This window comes from Xanthobacter cornucopiae, assembly GCF_043195065.2.
Taxonomy (GTDB): Bacteria; Pseudomonadota; Alphaproteobacteria; order Rhizobiales; family Xanthobacteraceae; genus Xanthobacter.
Window position 1 is genome coordinate 4,628,877 of record NZ_CM195531.1, and the last position, 17,695, is coordinate 4,646,571.

At 71.0% G+C, this 17,695-nt stretch carries 14 protein-coding genes; 2 read left to right on the top strand and 12 right to left on the bottom strand.

Translation table 11 applies throughout. The features are described from left to right. Positions 1-259: 259 nt before the first annotated feature. The 9 genes from V5F53_RS20415 to V5F53_RS20455 all read right to left on the bottom strand — a co-directional run bounded on the left by V5F53_RS20415 (position 260) and on the right by V5F53_RS20455 (position 11,942). Positions 260-751 carry a F0F1 ATP synthase subunit B family protein gene (locus V5F53_RS20415; protein WP_393995490.1) on the bottom strand — a complete coding sequence of 164 codons (492 nt, stop codon included), beginning with the start codon at positions 749-751 and terminating at the stop codon, positions 260-262. A gap of 233 nt (positions 752-984) precedes the next feature. Then, positions 985-1,680 (bottom strand): F0F1 ATP synthase subunit B, encoded by a 696-nt coding sequence (locus V5F53_RS20420; protein ID WP_393995491.1) that lies wholly within the window; start codon positions 1,678-1,680, stop codon positions 985-987. Between the two features lie 75 nt (positions 1,681-1,755). Continuing rightward, positions 1,756-1,983, bottom strand: a complete 228-nt coding sequence (locus V5F53_RS20425; protein WP_238119836.1) for a F0F1 ATP synthase subunit C — start codon at positions 1,981-1,983, stop codon at positions 1,756-1,758. A gap of 76 nt (positions 1,984-2,059) precedes the next feature. After that, complete coding sequence (locus V5F53_RS20430; protein WP_393995492.1) at positions 2,060-2,812, bottom strand: F0F1 ATP synthase subunit A; 753 nt, start codon at positions 2,810-2,812, stop codon at positions 2,060-2,062. Between the two features lie 243 nt (positions 2,813-3,055). After that, positions 3,056-3,445: an AtpZ/AtpI family protein gene (locus V5F53_RS20435; RefSeq protein WP_393995493.1), complete on the bottom strand. Its 390-nt coding sequence runs from the start codon at positions 3,443-3,445 to the stop codon at positions 3,056-3,058. Positions 3,446-3,697: 252 nt separating this feature from the next. Next, positions 3,698-7,150, bottom strand: coding sequence for a chromosome segregation protein SMC (gene smc / locus V5F53_RS20440; protein ID WP_393995494.1), 3,453 nt, complete (start codon positions 7,148-7,150; stop codon positions 3,698-3,700). A gap of 255 nt (positions 7,151-7,405) precedes the next feature. Continuing rightward, positions 7,406-8,578, bottom strand: coding sequence for a CaiB/BaiF CoA transferase family protein (locus V5F53_RS20445; protein WP_393995495.1), 1,173 nt, complete (start codon positions 8,576-8,578; stop codon positions 7,406-7,408). Positions 8,579-8,696: 118 nt separating this feature from the next. After that, positions 8,697-10,589, bottom strand: a complete 1,893-nt coding sequence (locus V5F53_RS20450) for a calcium-binding protein (protein ID WP_393995496.1) — start codon at positions 10,587-10,589, stop codon at positions 8,697-8,699. Between the two features lie 144 nt (positions 10,590-10,733). Then, positions 10,734-11,942 carry an acyl-CoA dehydrogenase gene (locus tag V5F53_RS20455; protein WP_393995497.1) on the bottom strand — a complete coding sequence of 403 codons (1,209 nt, stop codon included), beginning with the start codon at positions 11,940-11,942 and terminating at the stop codon, positions 10,734-10,736. Positions 11,943-12,191: 249 nt separating this feature from the next. On the opposite strand from V5F53_RS20455, the gene V5F53_RS20460 reads away from it, so the two are divergent. Continuing rightward, on the top strand, positions 12,192-13,070 hold the full coding sequence (locus V5F53_RS20460) for a TetR-type transcription factor C-terminal domain-containing protein (protein ID WP_509212684.1): 879 nt from the start codon (positions 12,192-12,194) through the stop codon (positions 13,068-13,070). Between the two features lie 465 nt (positions 13,071-13,535). On the opposite strand, the gene V5F53_RS20465 is transcribed toward V5F53_RS20460, so the two are convergent. From V5F53_RS20465 to amaB, 3 genes are all read right to left on the bottom strand, one after another. Further along, complete coding sequence (locus tag V5F53_RS20465) at positions 13,536-14,402, bottom strand: hypothetical protein (protein ID WP_393995499.1); 867 nt, start codon at positions 14,400-14,402, stop codon at positions 13,536-13,538. Further along, positions 14,399-15,271, bottom strand: a complete 873-nt coding sequence (locus V5F53_RS20470; RefSeq protein WP_393995500.1) for a DUF2092 domain-containing protein — start codon at positions 15,269-15,271, stop codon at positions 14,399-14,401. The genes V5F53_RS20465 and V5F53_RS20470 overlap by 4 nt, the downstream gene beginning before the upstream one ends. A gap of 162 nt (positions 15,272-15,433) precedes the next feature. Further along, positions 15,434-16,948 carry an L-piperidine-6-carboxylate dehydrogenase gene (amaB, locus tag V5F53_RS20475; RefSeq protein WP_393995501.1) on the bottom strand — a complete coding sequence of 505 codons (1,515 nt, stop codon included), beginning with the start codon at positions 16,946-16,948 and terminating at the stop codon, positions 15,434-15,436. Between the two features lie 191 nt (positions 16,949-17,139). On the opposite strand from amaB, the gene V5F53_RS20480 reads away from it, so the two are divergent. Next, positions 17,140-17,343: a DUF2934 domain-containing protein gene (locus tag V5F53_RS20480; protein ID WP_393995502.1), complete on the top strand. Its 204-nt coding sequence runs from the start codon at positions 17,140-17,142 to the stop codon at positions 17,341-17,343. Positions 17,344-17,695 lie beyond the last annotated feature (352 nt).

Sequence of the window (17,695 nt, forward strand, 5' to 3'; positions counted from 1 at the left end):
GCCGGGCGGGCGGCCGGGTCGGGCCGAGCATGGAGGAGTGCGGCGCAGGGATCGGCATCCGCATGGTTTGACCCAGGCGTGCGGCGATTTCAAGGGGCGCGACGCGGGCCGGGCGCGCCGGTGCGGCGAGGCCGGGACCGGGCCGTCAATCCGGCCCCACCGACGGGGAGCAGACACGCAAAGGCCGCCGGCGATGCGGCGGCCCTCATGCCGTTGCGACCGTGCGGGCCGATGCGCCCGACGATCCGCCTGCGGGGGCTCAGTTCAGCTTGGACTTCACCTGGTCGATGGCGCCGGTGAGGAGCCGGTCCGCCACCTGGCCGGTGGTGGCCACGGCCAGCAGGCCTTCAGCCGCACGGGCGGCGGTGTCGGCCGCCAGCGCCTTCACGTCGGCGACCGCCTGACGTTCCGCCTGGGCAATCTTGGCCTCGGCCATCTTGGTGCGGCGGGTCACGAAGTCTTCAAGCTTGGCCTTGGCCTCGGATGCCAGCCGCTCGGCTTCCGCCTTGGCGGCGGTGACAATGGATTCGGCCTCGGCTTCGGCCTCGCGCTGCTTGCGCTTGAATTCGGCGACCAGCTTCTGGGCTTCTTCCTTCAGCCGGCGGGCCTCCTCCAGCTCGGCGGCGATGCGGCTGCCGCGCTTGTCGAGGGCGGAGGCGATGGCGCGGTGGGTGCCGGCGTACAGCAGGAGGCCCACGAAAACCAGGAAAGCGATGGCGACCCAGAGTTCCGCCAGTTCCATCTCGTGCATGTCACGGTCCTCTGATCGGTCGGAGAGGCGGGACCTCACAAGCGCGCGTGGCGGCGCCGTTCGGTCCTTCGTCTCTCATTGGCGTCTCTCAATCGGAGACTTTCAGCTGGCGCGCCTGGAACCGATCTCGCGGTCCCGAACACTCCAGAAACATCAATGCGAAGGACGTCGGCTCCGGCGGGATTCGCGCCGAGGACGCGTATCCGGCCGGGCCGTGGGGTCCTTCGGCCGCCTCAGGCGGCGTCCTTGGTGGAGAGGGCGGTGTCGACCGCCTTTTCGACGTCGCCCTTGGCCACGTTCGCGCCGATGAGCGTCGAGACGATGGTCTGGGTGGTGTCCACCGCGATGCCCCGCACATGGGTGAGGGCTTCGGTCTTGGTGGTGGCGATGCTCTGCTCGGCGGTGCTAAGCTTGGCGTTCAACTCCGCCTCGAGCGCCTTGCGGTTGGCATCGGATTCGGCGGCCAAGCGATTGCGGGTCTCGCCGGCGATGGAATTCGCCTTGTTGCGAGCCTCGTTCAGCGCCTTTTCATAGGAGGCCTGGGCGGCTTCGCTTTCGGCCTTGTGCTTGTTGGCCTCTTCGAGGTCGTCGGCGATGCGGTCGTGACGTTCCTCGAGGATGCGGCCGATGCGCGGCAGGGTCACTCGGCTCAGCAGCAGATAGAGCAGGCCGAAGCTGATCGCCAGCCACAGAAGCTGGGACGGGAAGGTGGTGACATCGAACGGCGGGAAATGTACCGCGTGCTCGTCCACCACATTCTCGTGGGCGCCGCCGGCCGCCTGGCCGGAAGCGGGCTTGGCGGGCGCCGCCTCGGCCACCCGGACCGCCGTCTCGGCATGCGCGGCCTTCGGTGCAAGGGCGAGGGGGGCGGCCATCAGGCACGCACCGGTCATCGCCACCGCGACAGTCAATTTCCACGTCTTCATCATGGCTCGCCCGCCTGACTTGAACTAGAGCCAAAAGCCCCGCGCGAGGCCGCGCGAGGCTCCCTCAGCGTGCCTCGATCAGGCCACGAAGAGCAGAACGAGGGCGACGACCAGCGAGAAGATGCCGAGACCTTCCGCGAGGGCGGCGCCGATGAACGCACGGGCGAACTGGCCATCGGCCGCCGACGGGTTGCGCAGCGCACCCGAGAGGAAGTTGCCGAAGATGTTACCGACGCCGACGCCGGCGAGACCCATGCCGAGGCAGGCGAGGCCGGCACCGATGAACTTTCCAGCTTCCGCTTCCATTGGACTGCTCCTTGAGAACCTGTTGGATGGACGAAACGGGTGGGAGAGAGGCTCGCGGACGGTCCGCCGCCCCCGGTCAGTGACCGGGGTGGATGGCGTCGTTGAGGTAGATGGAGGTGAGCACCGCGAACACGTAGGCTTGCAGCACGGCCACCAGAAGCTCGAGCGCGGTGAGCGCCACGATCATGAAGAAGGGCAGGGTGGCGCCGAACCAGCCGACGACGCCGGCCGAGGCCAAGCCCACCACGAAGAAGGCGAACACCTTGAGGGCGATGTGGCCGGCCAGCATGTTGGCGAACAGACGCAGCGACAGGCTGATGGGCCGGGAGAGGAAGGACACCACCTCGATCACCACCAGGAACGGCAGCAGGAAGGCGGGCACGCCCGACGGCACGAACAGGTGCAGGAAGTGGGTGCCGTGCTTCACGAAGCCGTAGACGATGACGGTGCCGATCACCAGCAGCGCCAGGGCGGCGGTGACGATCAGGTGGGCGGTGACGGTGAAGGTGTAGGGAATGAGGCCCACCACGTTCGCCACCAGCACGAAGGTGAACAGGGTGAACACGAAGGGGAAGAACACCATGCCCTGGTTGCCGGCCGAGTCGCGAACCATCTTGGCGATGAATTCGTAGCTCATCTCGGCCACCGACTGGGCGCGGCCGGGAACCAGCGTGCGGCCACGGGTGGCATAAGTGAGGAAAAAGAAGATGATGGCGACGATGCCGAACATGAATACGGCGGCATTGGTGAAGGAGAATTGCACGCCGCTGACGTTCAGCAGGTCGACAAAGCGCTTGACCTGGAATTGATGAATCGGATCGACGGTCATCCGAACGCGCCCCCTGCCTGCCTGCGACGTCACCGTCGCGATTTCTGCCGTGCGGCGTCGCCGCCGCTCCCGTTGACCCTTCGGCGCGCGCCGCGATCCGAGATCGCATGGCGGTGGCGCCGTGAACATCTTCGCGCGGCGAACGCCGCCTTGTTCAGACCTCGCGGCCGAAGCCGCCCTCAAACCCCGGCGCCCCCGCGTGCGCGGCCGCCGCCAGCCCGATCCGATCTGCCGCGGGGGCGCTCAGGATTTGGGCCGCTTGCGCGAGGGGCCTTCGCCGGCCGCGCGCATCATGTTCACCACCCCGGCGGCAAAGCCGATCAGGGTAAAGACGATCAGGCCCCAGGGCGTGATCGCCAGAAACCGGTCGACCCCGTAGCCGATCGCGGAACCCACCAGCACGCCGGAGACGAATTCCGCACCCAGGCGGAAGGCCAGAGCGACGCCCGATCGGGAAGAGGTGTCCCCCACGCCCTTGACGGCGGGAGCCTCGTCCTTGGATCGAACCTGACCCAACGAGCTGTTGAGCCGCTCAAGCCGTGCGCTGAGCTCGGTGTCGTCAGGCCGGGTCGCCTGCGCCTTGTCCGCAGCGCCGTGTCGCTCTCCTTGGGGAGAAGATTCAGGCTCGGTCATGGTGCAAACCCCGGCTTCGGGGCGAAGCGGATGCCAGCCCCTCGAAACCGGGCCGCACCATAGTTGTGTCAAAATTGGGTGTCAAGGCGCACGCGATTTTACTTAAGTATATGAAAATAAGACAGAAAAATGTGGCTGCGACAACGTGGAAGGTGCCTTTGTCCGGCCCTGCGACGTCGCGGCAACAGGCAGGAGGCGCGATCTGCCTTTTTATGCGCCACCGGGTGGTGCCAGGACGGGGTGCCGGCGCCCTCAGACGGCTTCCCGCAGGCGCTCGGCGCCTTGCAGGTCCACCGACACCAGCCGCGAGATGCCGCGCTCGGCCATGGTCACGCCGAACAGGCGATTCTGGTGCGCCATGGTGATGGGATTGTGGGTGATGGTGAGGAAGCGCGTGTCGGTGCGGCGCGTCATTTCCTCGAGCAGGGCGCAGAAGCGCTCCACATTGGCGTCGTCCAGGGGTGCGTCCACCTCGTCCAGCACGCAGATGGGCGCCGGGTTGGTGAGGAACACGGCGAAGATCAGGGCCATGGCGGTGAGCGCCTGCTCGCCGCCGGAGAGCAGCGACAGGGTCTGCGGCTTCTTGCCCGGCGGGCGGGCGATGATGTCGAGGCCGGCTTCCAGCGGGTCCTCGGCATCGGTCAGCACCAGATCGGCCTCGCCGCCGCCGAACAGCGTGTCGAACAGCGACTTGAAGTGGGCATTGACCACCACGAACGAAGCCTGGAGCCGCTCGCGGGCTTCCCGGTTGAGGCTGGAGATGGCCCCGCGCAGGCGCTTGATGGCTTCGATCAGGTCGTCGCGCTCGGTGACGAGGGAGGTGTGGCGCTCCTCGGCCTCCGCCAGCTCCACGTCGGCCCGCAGGTTGACGGCGCCGAGCCGGTCGCGGTCGCGCCGCGCCCGGTCCAGCACCGCCTCCACGGCGTCCGCTTCGGGCAGGTTCTCGTCGTCGGTCAGGCCGGCCTGGGCGCGGGCGGTTTCCGGGGGGCCGTCCAGGGCTTCGAGGATCTCCCGCTGCACATCGTCGCGGCGCTGGCGGGCGGCCTCCAGTCGGGCCTCGGCGCGGGCGGCATCGGCCCGGCCCTGGGAGAGGGCGTCCAGCGATTCGCGGGCCGCCCTGTCGGCGGCGGATTGCGCCGCCTCGCCCTCGGCGAGCTGGTCGGCGGTGGCGCGGCGGGCCGCCTCGGCGGCTTCGAGGGCCTGCATCAGGGCGCGGCGCTGGCGGATGAGGTCGGAGGGGGCCTCCTCAATCTCCACCAGCTCCGTCTGGGCCTCCTCGGCGCGGGCGCTGATGGCGGCGAGGCGCTCGCCGGCGCCGCCGGCACGCTGCTGCCAGGACCGGCGTTCGCTGGCGATGGCGTCCAGCCGCTTGAGGCGCGCGGCGGCGTCGCGGCGCAGCGCCTCCACGGCGGCGCGGGCCTCGGCGAGGGCGGCGCGGCGCTCGCCGGCGTCGGCGCGGGCGCGGGCCAGCTCCGTTTCCAGCACCTGGGGGGCGTCGAGCGCGGCAAGCCGCGCCTGGATGTCTGCGAGCTGGGCCTCGGCCTCGCCGCGCGCGGCGGCTAGCCGCGCCCGCGCCTCGGCGATGGCGGCGAGGCGGGCCATGTGCTGGGCGGCCTTGCGCTCGGCCGCCTCCAGCACGGCGCGGGCGGTTTCGGCGGCGCGCTGGGCGGCACGGCGGGCCTCGCGGGCCTGGGTCTCGGTGGCCGCGGCTAGCCGCAGGTGGCCCTCCTGGTCGTCCAGGGCGGCGCGGGCTTCCTCGACCGCGGCGCGGGCGGCGGCGGCATCCGCCTCGATATCGGCGAGGCGGTTGCGCTCGGCCAGCCGGCGGGCGGCGGCGGTGGGCGCGTCGGCGGCCGCCACCATCCCGTCCCAGCGCCACAGGTCGCCGGCGCGGGACACCAGCCGCTGGCCGGGCTTCAGGAGGAGGGCGAGGCGCGCGCCATCCTCGCGGGCGACGATGCCGACCTGGGCCAGCCGGCGGGCCAAAGCGGGGGCGCCGGCGACATGGAGCGCCAGCGGCTCGGCGCCCGCCGGCAGCGGCGAATCGGCCGGACCGGCGGCGCTGCCGGCCCAGCGGGCCGGGGCCCCGGCGGCCACGGGCAGATCGAGGTCGTCGCCCAGGGCAGCGCCGAGGGCGGTCTCGTAGCCCTTGGCGACGGTCACGAGATCGGCGACCGGGGGAAAGCGATGGTCGGTGGCGTGCAGCAGCTTGGCCAGGGTGCGGGCTTCCGCGTCCAGCCGGCCGAAGCGCTTCTCCGCCTCGTTCGCCGCCGGGCGCAGCGCCTCCACGGCGCGGCGGGCGGCGGCATGCTCGGCCTCGGCGGCCAGGGTGGCCTCCTCGGCCTCGGCGAGGCGCTCGCGGGCGATCTCGGCATTGAGGCGGATGTCGTCCAGGGCGGCGGTGCCGGCTTCCCGATTCAGCCGGCCTTCCTCCGCGTCCACCGAGGCACGCTCGGCGGCATTGCGCAGCAGGCGGTCGCGCATCTCGCGCAGGCTCTGGTCCAGGCTGGCGCGGCGGGCGCCGAGGTCGGCGAGATGGGCGGTCTTCTCCTGAAGCCGGGCCTCCGCCTCCTCCAGCAGGGCGGCGGCCTCCTCGCGGCGGTCGGCGGCGATCGCTTCCAGCTCGGCCGCCTCCTCCTGCTCGGCCAACAGGCCCTCGCGCTCGGCGTCGAGCCGCTCCAGCACGCCCTCGGCATCGGCTGAGAGGGAGGTCTCGCGCTCCAGGTCCTGGGCAAGCTGCACCAGGCGGCGCTCCAGCTCCTGGCGGCGGGCGGCGACGCGGGCCTCCTCCTGGTCGAGCGCATTGCGGGCGTGGACCAGGCGCTGCAGAGCGGCGGCGGCTTCCGCCTCGGCCTGGCGGAGCGGCGGCAGGGCATGGGCGGCGAGCGCCTGCAGGCGGGCCGATTCGGCCTGCACGCGGGTCAGCTCCGCCCCGTCACGCTGGGTGGCGGCGAGCGCCCGCTCGGCCTCAGCCAGGGTGACCGTCACCTCGCGCCAGCGCAGCCACATCAAGGTCGCCTCGCAGCGGCGCACCTCGGCGGCCAGCGTCTTGTAGCGCACGGTCTGGCGCGACTGGCGGCGCAGGCTCTCCACCTGGGAGGCCATCTGGGTGATGACGTCCTCGACGCGGGAGAGATTGAGCTCGGCCGCCTTGAGCCGGGTTTCCGCCTCGTGGCGGCGGGCGTGGAGGCCGGCGACGCCGGCCGCCTCCTCCAGGATGCGGCGGCGCGCGTTGGGCTTGGCGCCGACGATCTCGCCGATCTGCCCCTGGCGCACCAGGGCCGGGGAGCGTGAGCCGGTGGAGGCGTCCGCGAACAGCAGGTGCACGTCGCGGGCGCGCACGTCGCGGCCGTTGATGCGATAGGCGGAGCCGGAGCCGCGCTCGATGCGCCGGACCACTTCCAATTGGTCCCACTCGTTGAAGGCGGCGGGGGCGGTATGGTCGGAATTGTCAAGGTGCAGCGCCACTTCGGCAGTGTTGCGCGAGGGCCGGCCGGTGGTGCCGGAGAAGATCACGTCGTCCATGTCCTGGGCGCGCATGGCCTTGTGCGAGCTTTCGCCCATCACCCAGCGCATGGCTTCCACCAGGTTCGACTTGCCGCAGCCGTTCGGGCCCACCACGCCTGTCAGGCCGGGCTCGATGAGCAGTTCGGTGGGCTCGACGAAGGTCTTGAAGCCGACCAGCCGCAGGCGGTCGAATTTCATGCCGTCGGCACCGGAAGACGGGGGCTGGGCATGGCCACGATCATCGCAAGAGATGTGCCAGCGCCCGGCCCGCGCGTCAAACCCGGATGCGAGGGGGCCGCCGGGGGGGGGGAGCGCGTCGGGCGGGATCGTTTCGGGCGGACCGCCTTGAGCCGGGGGGGACGCGAGCCGGAGTAGCGGGGGGCGGGCCGCGGCGTCGTGCGGGCCCGGCCGTCGGCGCGGCTGGCGCGCCGCGTCCCGGGGCCGGGCCTGGGGTCAGGCGGAGGCGGCCTTCAGCAGGGCCAGCACCGCCTCGGTATCGGCGCCGAGCCGCGGGCTGGCGCTGGCGGCCACCTGGCGCTCGCCGTCGAGCACGATGGGGCTCGCCACCGTGGGCACGGTGCCGCCGCCGGCCTCCGGCAGATCGACCTTGAGGCCGCGATGGATCACCTGGGGGTCCTCGAACACCTGCGGCACGGTGTTGATGGGGCCGGCCGGCACGCCGCGCGCCTCCAGCGCGGCGAGCAGGTCGTCGCGCTTGAAGGTGGCGGTGAGGGCGGAGAGCTGCGGCACCAAAGCGGCGCGGTGGGCCACCCGCTGCGGATTGGTCTTGAAGTCGGGCTCCGCCGCCAGCTCCGGTACGCCCAGCACGGCGCAGAAGCGGGCGAACTGGCCGTCATTGCCCACGGCGGCGATGAAATAGCCGTCGGCGCAGGGGAAGACCTGATAGGGCACGATGTTGGGATGGGCGTTGCCCATGCGCTTCGGCGCCTTGCCGGAGGCGAGGTAGTTCATGGCCTGGTTGGCGAGCACGCTCACCTGGGTGTCGAGCAGGGCCATGTCCACATGGCCGCCTGCGCCGGTGGCCTCGCGCCGGCGCAGGGCGGCCAGGATGCCGATGGTGGCATAAAGGCCGGTGAAGATGTCGGCGAACGCCACCCCCACCTTCTGCGGCTCGCCATCCGGGGCGCCGGTGAGGTCCATGATGCCGCCCATGCCCTGCACCAGGAAGTCATAGCCGGCGCGCGGCGCATAGGGCCCGTCCTGGCCGAAGCCGGTGACGGAGCAATAGACGAGGCGCGGATTGACCGCCTTCAGGCTCTCATAGTCGAGCCCGTACTTCTTGAGCCCGCCCAGCTTGAAATTCTCGATCACCACGTCGCTTTGGGCCGCCAGCGCGCGGATGGTCGCCTGGCCTTCGGGGCTTTCGAAGTCGATGGCCACCGAGCGCTTGCCGCGGTTGGTGGCGTGAAAATAGGCGGCGCCGAGGTCGGCGCCGTCGGCGCCGGTGAGGAAGGGGGGCCCCCAGGTGCGGGTGTCGTCGCCGGCGCCGGGCCGCTCGACCTTGATGACCTCGGCGCCGAGGTCCGCCAGCATCTGCCCGCACCAGGGGCCGGCCAGGATGCGGGCGAGTTCGAGAACGCGAAGACCAGCGAGGGGAGCGGGCATGGCAGCTTCCAGGAGAGGGACGGAGTCCCGATGGGGAGGACTCCGGACGCGCTGCCCGGGGACGGCGTGTCCGGAGAGGGATGAGGTCCCCCGCCCGCCCGGCGGAGGGCGCGGGGGGCTAGAGCAGGATGCTGGTGTTGCCGATGGTGGCAACGCCGGCAAGGCGGATGGAGAAATCGGCGACGCAATCACCGTTGGTGTCGCCATACAAGGTGGTGCTTCCGCCGGACGAGCGGGCGCGCAGCTCGCCGGCGGCGCCGTGGAAAGCGGAGCCGCCGATGAAGACGAAAGCCTGATCCCCCGTCGCCGTGGCGTCCGCATCCAGCCCCGAGAGGTCGATGCGCTCCTTCGCCTTGACGTCGAAGTCGCTGATGACATCGCGGTCGCCGGTGTCGGTGAACACGAACACGTCCACGCCGTCGCCACCGATGAGGGTATCGTCGCCCTGGCCGCCGATGAGCCGGTCATTTCCGGCACCGCCGTTCAGCCGATTGGCCGCGGCGTTGCCGGTGAGGACGTTGGCGAGTCCGTTGCCGGTGCCGTCGATGGCGTCATCGCCGGTGAGGGTCAGGTTTTCGGTGGCGCTGGTGCGGCGCAGGGAGAATGAGACGGAGGCCCGCACGGTGTCGGTGCCCTGCTTCGCGAGCTCGCGAACCACGTCGCCGGCGTCGTCCACCACATAGGTGTCGTTGCCGAAGCCGCCGAGCATGATGTCGGCCCCGGCGCCACCGTCGATCAGGTCGTCGCCGCCATAGCCGACGAGATATTCGTCCCATCCGGTGCCGGAGAGGGAGTCCGCGCGCGCCGTGCCGTAGACGTCGGCGGCGAAATGGCGCTGGTAGATGCCAACGCCGTCGGTGCTGCCGCCGTAGCCGGTCCAGGTGACCACCCATCCGCCATCGGCAAGGGCCGTGACCGAGGGTTGGAGCTGATTGCCGTCGGCGAGGGAGGCGACCTCCACGCGCGGGCCGACCAGGACGCCGCGCGCGTCGAACCGGGTCTGGAAGATCCGGGCTTCATATCCGTCGGCAGTCCTGGTGCTCCAGGTGAGCACCCAGCCGCCGTCGCTGAGCGCGGTGACGGCGGGCGTCGCGGTGGGCTCGACGGCGCTGCCCTGGATGTCTCTCACATCCGAGGCGCCAGACTGAACGATCATGCCACTTGCATCGAAATGCGTGAGCACCGTGACCTGGGTCCGCTGCAGGCTGTCAGTGATGGTGGATGCCACGACCCATCCGCCATCGGCGAGCGAGGCCAGCGGGGCTGCGGAGAGCACGGGATCGTAGAAGCTGGGGACACTCTGCGGGGCATAGTCGCTGATGCTGGTCTCAGGTCCCTGGGGCTTGCCGTCCGCGTCATAACGCTGCTGCAGGAGGGTCGAGGCGAAGTCGTTGGGGAACCGTCTTTGCCAGCTCACGACCCATCCGCCGTCGGGCAGCGCCGTCACGGACGGGGTGGACGGCTCGGAGCCGGGGCTTCCCACCTGCGTCTGCTGGCCCACGCGCTGGCCCTGGTCATCATAGCGCTGCTGGACCACCTGATTTTGCCCGTGGCTGGTCTGGGTCTGCCATGTCACCACCCATCCGCCATCGCCGAGCGCGGTGACGGAGGCATCGGTCTGCGGCTGCTGGGCGCTGCCGGTGACGCGCGCCTCGGGGCCGATGGCGGCGCCGGTGGCATCATAGCGCCTCTGGTAGAGGCCGAGGTCCTTCAAGGTCTTGTCCTGGGCCCGCCACGTCAGCAGCCATCCGCCATCGGCGAGGCCGGTGATGGTGGGCTCGGTGTCGTTGCGCGTCATGCTGGTCGTGACGCGCTGCTGGCTGCCCACTGCGCTGCCGCTTGCCGAATAGCGCTGCTGAACGATGCCGGAGGCTATTTTATCGGTGGCCGAAGAGACCCAGGCGACCACCCATCCACCGTCGTCGAGAGCGGTGACCTGCGCATCGGTTTGATGGCGTATCGTCGCGGTGTTCACGCGTGTCACCGGACTCCCGGTCGCTTGCACGCCCATGTCATATCTCCCTGACCTAAGGGAAGAGAGCTTCCCTTTGCGCGCGCACCTTATGTGGGGGGCTATTGTGCTGCAACTTCAGGGTGTTGATGACGTTACGTAATACGATGCGTGGCGCGCTGGGCGCCACGCACGGCAGGCGGCTCAGAAGAACGCCTGGAGGCCGGTGATGGCGCGGCCGATGATGAGGGCGTGGATGTCGTGGGTGCCCTCGTAGGTGTTCACGGTTTCCAGGTTCGCCGCGTGGCGGATCACATGGAACTCGGCGGAGATGCCGTTGCCGCCGTGCATGTCGCGGGCGACCCGGGCGATGTCCAGCGCCTTGCCGCAATTGTTGCGCTTCAGGAAGGAGATGCTTTCCACCGGCAGCTGGCCGGCGTCCAGCAGGTGGCCGGCGCGCAGGGCCAGTTGCAGGCCGAGGGCGATCTCGGTCGCCATGTTGGCCAGCTTCAGCTGAACCAGCTGGGTGTTGGCCAGCGGGCGGCCGAACTGCTTGCGGTCCAGCGTGTACTGGCGGGACTGGGCGAGGCAGGCCTCTGCCGCGCCGATCACACCCCAGCCGATGCCGTAGCGCGCGCGGTTGAGGCAGCCGAACGGGCCGGCGAGGCCGGACACGTTGGGGAGCAGGTTCTCCTCCGGGATCTCCACGTCGTCGAGCACGATCTCGCCGGTGATGGAGGCGCGCAGCGACAGCTTGCCCTCGATCTTCGGGGTGGTGAAGCCCTTGGTGCCACGCTCCACCACGAAGCCCTTGATGGCGCCGTCATGGGCCGCCGACTTCGCCCACACCACCGCCAGGTCGGAGATGGGCGAATTGGTGATCCACATCTTGGCGCCCTTGAGGCGGTAGCCGCCGTCGATCTTCTCGGCGCGGGTGCGCATGCCGGCCGGGTCGGAGCCGGCATCGGGTTCGGTCAGGCCGAAGCAGCCCACCCATTCGCCGGTGGCGAGCTTGGGCAGGTACTTCTTGCGCTGCTCCTCGGTGCCATAGGCGTAGATGGGGTGCATCACCAGCGACGACTGGACGCTCATGGCCGAGCGATAGCCGCTGTCCACCCGCTCCACCTCGCGGGCGGCGAGGCCATAGGACACGTAATTGAGGCCGGCGCCGCCGTATTCCGCCGGGATGGTGGGGCCGAGCAGGCCGAGTTCGCCCATCTCGTTCATGATCTCGCGGTCGAACCGCTCGTCGAGATAGGCGGAGGTCACGCGCGGCAACAGCTTGTCCTGGGCATAGTCGCGGGCGGTGTCGCGCACCAGCCGCTCTTCCTCGGTGAGCTGGCTCTCGAAATTGAACGGGTCGGTCCAGTCGAACACCGGCTTCGCGGAGCCTTTGGCAGATGACGCGGACATGGGCGTGCCTCCTAGGGGTGGATGGTGGCTGTGATTTACTTTCCGACCAGTCGGTATATAATGCTGCGGCGACGGTCAAGAGGCGTTGCGCGTTTTGTGGCGTGGCGTTGGCGCCGGAGCCGGGCGGGGCGGGTTTCGCCGGCCGGCGCCGGGCTCTAAGACGGCCTCGGGCCGGCGCGAATCGACGTGCCGCGCGGTCACGCGCAAGACGGGGCGCCTGGACGGGGCGCGCGAAGGGGGAGAAACCGGGTGGGCGACAAGGAGCAGAAGCCGGTGGCCGGCCGCACCCGGCGCGCCGCCGCGTCCGGCGGAGCGGCGCGTCCGCTGGCGGCCGAGACGGCATCGGCGATGTCCGCTCCGCCGGAGCCGGCCGCGCTGGAGTCCGCGAAATCGAGGCGTGGCAAATTGGAGCGCGGCAAATCGGAGCCGGCGCGGTCCATTGCGCCGAAGCCGGGGCCGGGCGATCCTGTGCCGGGAAAGGCGCCGGTGGCTCCGGGTCCGCTGGACCGTCCGCCAGCCCGCTCGCCGACCCGTCCCCTGGGGCGGCCACCGCTGCTGGACGATCCGCGCGCCGAGATTCTTCAGCAGGCGGCGCGCCTGTTCGCCGAGAAGGGCTTCGCCTCCGGCTCCCTGGCCGAGCTGGCGCGCGCCATGAACTATTCCAAGGGCGCCATCTATAACTACTTCTCCTCCAAGCAGGAGATTTACGACGCCATCATCATCTTCACCCTCACCGGCCTTTATGAGACGGCGGCGGCGGCGGTGAACCGGGAGGATCCTCCCGTGGAGCAGCTGCGCCAATACATGATGGCGCACGCGCGCTTCCTGGCCGACAATTACGATTGCTTCGGCACCATGCTGGTGGGCTTCTCCGGCATGGCCAACAGCGAGCTGAAAGACGACGCTTTGGCCCTGCGCGATGCCCATGAGGGCCTGTTGCGGCAGATCATCGCCGATGGCGTGGCGGATGGCTCGTTCCGGCCGGTGGGAGCAGCCATGGCCGGCCGCGCGGTGCTGTCGCTGCTGAGCTGGATGGTGCGCTGGTTCAAGCCGGGGCGTGGCCAGTCGGCCGAGCAGGTGGCGCAGGACTATCACGATTTGCTGGTGCGCGGCCTGCTGCCGTCCTGAGGCGGCGGGGCTACTGGCGCGGCGCGGTCGGGGGTGGCTGCAGCGGCGAACCGGCGGCGTGATGTCCGTTCGGCGTCGGTGGTGTGGGCGTCGGGGTGGGGCGTCGGGGTGGGGCGTCCCTCGGCCTCCGCCCGTCCCTGCCATCGGCTGCGGCGCGCGGCGGGCGCTGCCGTGGCCGGGCTGGTCTCGTCTGCTGTCGCGGTCCTGTCCCGGCCCGGTCCTGACTTCGCCAGCCGTGACCGCCGATGACCCGTGGCGCGCCCGACCGTGCTGTCCTTGGTGTCGCCAGCACGTGAACGCTGTGGCCTTGCGGGGCCGGAGCGCGGTCTGGCGGTGCTTGGGGCGCCGCCAGCGCGTGTCCCGTGGCATCCGGTCTGGCGCTTCGTCCGGTGCCAAGCCTGTTTCGCTCGCTCACCCGGAGGGCTTCGGAACGGGCCCGTGAGCGCGGCTCACGGGCCTTCGGCGTCAGTAGGGGCTGGTCACCACCTCATAGACCACATGGCCGCCCGTGAACTGCGGCAGGTACCAGTTCGGTCCGCAGTTCTGATAGACGACACCGGTAACGATCACCTGCTGGCAATTGTCCGGCAGCGAATAGACGAGCGAGCCGATGACGGCGGCGGTGATGGCAGCCCCGGCGGCGACGCCCACCGGCGTCCCGCCCCACCAGCCGCCGGGATAATAGGGGCCGGGCCAATAGCCGGGGTGGTAGGGCGGATAGGGCGCTGGCCCCGGCGGATAGGGGTGCGGTCCGGGCGGAAATGGGTGTGGTCCGGGCGGATAGGGGTGCGGCCCCGGTGGATAGGGGTGTGGTCCGGGCGGATAGGGGTGCGGCCCCGGTGGATAGGGGTGCGGTCCGGGCGGAAATGGGTGTGGTCCGGGCGGATAGGGGTGCGGCCCCGGCGGATAGGGGTGCGGTCCTGGCGGAAAGGGGCCGGGTCCTGGCGGATAGGGGTGGGGCCCCGGCACGGGTCCGGGCGGGAGGCCGAAGGCATGTCCGGGGGAGAGGCCGAATGCATGTCCCGGTGGGATGGGGCGGTTGAACGCGGGGTTGGCGTTGAAATGGGGTGCGGTGTTGTAGCGCGGCGCCGCCATGTCGAAGCCGCCATGGGCGAAGCCGCCGCCAAAGCCGCCGTGGGGCATGCCGCCGCCGTGGAAGCCAAAGCCAACGGCGCTCGCCGGTTGCAGCACGAGGGCGAGCAGGGCGGCGCCGGCGGCGGAGGTGCGCCTCAGGGTGCGCAGGACGCCGCGCGGTGCATCGTGCGTGGCGTCGGCGTGCGCCGCCGCGGCGGGCATGGGCCGGGGGCGCTCGACCGGGTGACGCGGCATCATTGGGCTCCCTTCGACGCGGGTGCGGGGGGGACAGGGGGGATGGACCCGGGTGTCGAAGCGGGCTTGGCGAACCGGATCCGCGCCACGTCCTTGCTGGGGACGAAGGTGAAGATGTCGTCGGGAATGGCGGCATCGGGCCGCCAGCTCAGGGTGGCGGTGAAGCGCGGGCCGGCGGCGGCGCGGTGGTCCACGAGGGACAGCTTCAACGGCAGCGGCACGTCGCCTTGCTGAATCCAGATCTCGAAATCGAAGTCCTTGCCGATCAGGGCATAATGCTCGGTGGTGGTGCCGTCGATCTTGGCCGTGCCGACATAGAAGCCGCGCTCGAACTGCTTCAGCGGGGCTTCCGCCGTGCCCCAGTCGAACAGGTCGGCGAGGGGCACCTCGATGTCGAGCGCCTGGGCGGCGAAGGCCAGGGTGTCGCGGATGGTGCCGCGGCCTTCGGTCTGGGCGAAGTAGCGGTCGTTCGGCGCCACCAGGGTGAAGGTCTTGCCGTCGAAGAAATATTGCCGGGAGAGCGTGTCGGTCTCGCTGTCGATGCGCACCCGGTCCGGCCGCTTCACCCAATAGTGGACCACGCCTCCGATCTGAACCTGATGCTCGTCCTTGAGCGTGACCTCGACGGTGGTCCGGGCGGTCAGCTCGAAGCTGTTCAGGGCGGCGAGCGTCTCGCCCATGCGGGTCAGGGCGGCGACGGCGGCGGGATCGATGGTGGTCGCCGCGCGATCTTCCAGGGGGAGGGGCGCGGCGGGCGACGTGGGCTGGGATGCGGGCGGGGCGGCGAGCGCGCGCGGCGCGCCGGCGCCCGCCACCAGCGCCGTGACGGATAGCGCCGCCACCGTCAAGAACAGGCCCTTGGGATGCAGCATGAACCTGCCTTTCCTGCTGGTGCGCGGTGGTGGGGCGGGAGCGGCGGCGCCCGCAGGGACGCGCGGGTGATTCGGCTCCTGTCCGCCAACGTGACGCGACGGTAGAGCAAATGTGGGGGCGGTTGAATCCGTATTCCCACGTCTGTGGGGCTCCGCTGTGGATCACGCGATGTCGAACGACACCCCTTGGGCGAGCGGCAGGGCGCGGCCGTAATTGAGGGTGTTGGTGGCGCGCCGCATGTAGGCCTTCCAGGCATCGGAGCCGGCTTCGCGCCCGCCGCCGGTCTCCTTCTCGCCGCCGAACGCGCCGCCGATCTCCGCGCCCGAGGGGCCGATGTTCACATTGGCGATGCCGCAGTCGGAGCCGGTGGCCGACAGGAAGCGCTCGGCCTCCCGCAGGTCGGTGGTGAAGATGGACGAGGCGAGCCCCTGGCTGACTGCGTTGTTGAGGGCGATGGCGGCATCAAGGTCGCGATAGCGCAGCAGGTAGAGCACCGGGGCGAAGGTCTCGGCGGCCACCGTGTCGGTCTGGCCCGGCATCTCCACCAGGGCCGGGCGGGCATAGAAGGCGTCCGGCAGGGCGGTCGTGCCCACCCGCGCGCCGCCGATGACGCGCCCGCCGGCGGCGCGCGCCGCCTCCAGCGCCACCTGCATGGCGTCGAAGGCGGCGGCGTCGATGAGGGGCCCCACCAGGGTGCCGGCTGTCAGCGGGTCGCCCACGGGCACCGAGCCGTAGGCGCGCTCCAGGCGGGCCAGCAGGTCGGGATAGATGTCCTCGTGCACGATCAGGCGGCGCAGGCTGGTGCAGCGCTGGCCGGCGGTGCCCATGGCGGCGAAGGCCACCGCCCGCACCGTCAGGTCGAGGTCGGCGGAGGGGGCGACGATGGCGGCGTTGTTGCCGCCCAGTTCCAGGATCGCCCGGGCGAAGCGCTGGGCCAGGCGCGGCGCCACCTCCCGGCCCATGGTGGTGGAGCCGGTGGCGGACACCAGCGGCACGCGCGGATCGTCCACCAGCGCCTCGCCCACCTCGCGCCCGCCCAGCAGCACGGTGGCGAGGCCTTCGGGCGCGTCGCCGAAGCGTTCGGCCGCGCGGGCGAACACCGCGTCCACCGCCAGCGCCGTGAGCGGGGTCTTCTCCGAGGGCTTCCACACCACCGCATTGCCGCACACCAGCGCCAGCGCGGCATTCCACGCCCACACCGCCACCGGGAAGTTGAAGGCGGAGATGACGCCCACCACCCCCAGCGGATGCCAGGTCTCCATCATGCGGTGCTCGGGGCGCTCGGTGGCGATGGTGAGGCCGTGCAATTGGCGTGACAGGCCGGTGGCGAAATCGCAGATGTCGATCATCTCCTGCACTTCGCCGGCGCCCTCGGAGGCGATCTTGCCGGCCTCCAGGCAGACCAGCCGCGCCAGGTCCGCCTTGGCGGCGCGCAGCTCCGCGCCGAACAGGCGCACCAGTTCGCCCCGACGCGGCGCCGGCACTGTGCGCCAGTGGCGGAACGCCGCCTCCGCGCGCGTCACCGTCGCTTCCACCTGCTCGGGCCCGTCCTCGGCCACATGGGCCAGGGTTTCCCCGGTCAGCGGCGTGCGCGCGACCCGCGCGCCGGCAAGGCGGGTGGCCGGCACGCCAAGGCGGGCCAGCAGCCCGCGCGCCTGTTCGGGGAGGGTGGCCAAGGAGGGAAGATTCACCGCTGACACCGCCGTCTCCTGTCGTTTCGCCTTCCCATAGCGCCGCGCGCGCGTAGAGGGAACGGCGGCTGGGAACCGGTGGCCGGGTCCGGTCGTTTCAGGGGGGTGGAGCCTCGGCCGCCGCAGGCGGTTCGCGCCATGATCCGGCAGCCGGGGCGCGCGAGAGGAGGATGCGCATGAACGACGCCGTTGAGACCCAGGGTCCGCAGGCCGGTCCGCCCCCGCCGGTGGCGGCCGATGGCCTTTCGTTCCATGAGCGCGACCAGATCCGCCGGCGCGCCCGCGCCATCTGGCGCGAGGAGGGATGTCCGGACGGCAAGGACCGCGAGCACTGGGCCCGTGCCGAGCTGGAGGTGTTGAAATCCGGCGTGCGGCGCTGAAGCCAGCCACGGGTGCGCCGGCGCGCCCGTGGCTGCACGTCCTTGGCTGCACGTCCTTGGCTGCACGTCCTTGGCTGCACGTCCTTGGCTGCACGTCCTTGGCTGCACGGCTTTGGCCACACGGCAGGCCGGCCGCGTGGCCGTCGTTGGTGTGCCCGCCGCGCCGGGCGCGGGGGGAGGAATGGGCAAGGCGGCGGACAGGGGCGGTGTCTGGGAATGGGCGCGGCCGCCGTGCGCCGGCCCGCAGTCCGCCTTCGCCACCCGGTGGCCGCCTGCCCGCCGCGCGTGTCCATCGACCGAGGCGGTTCGTCGACGATGGGGCATCCCCTGGGGAAGGGTTGCGTCATCCACT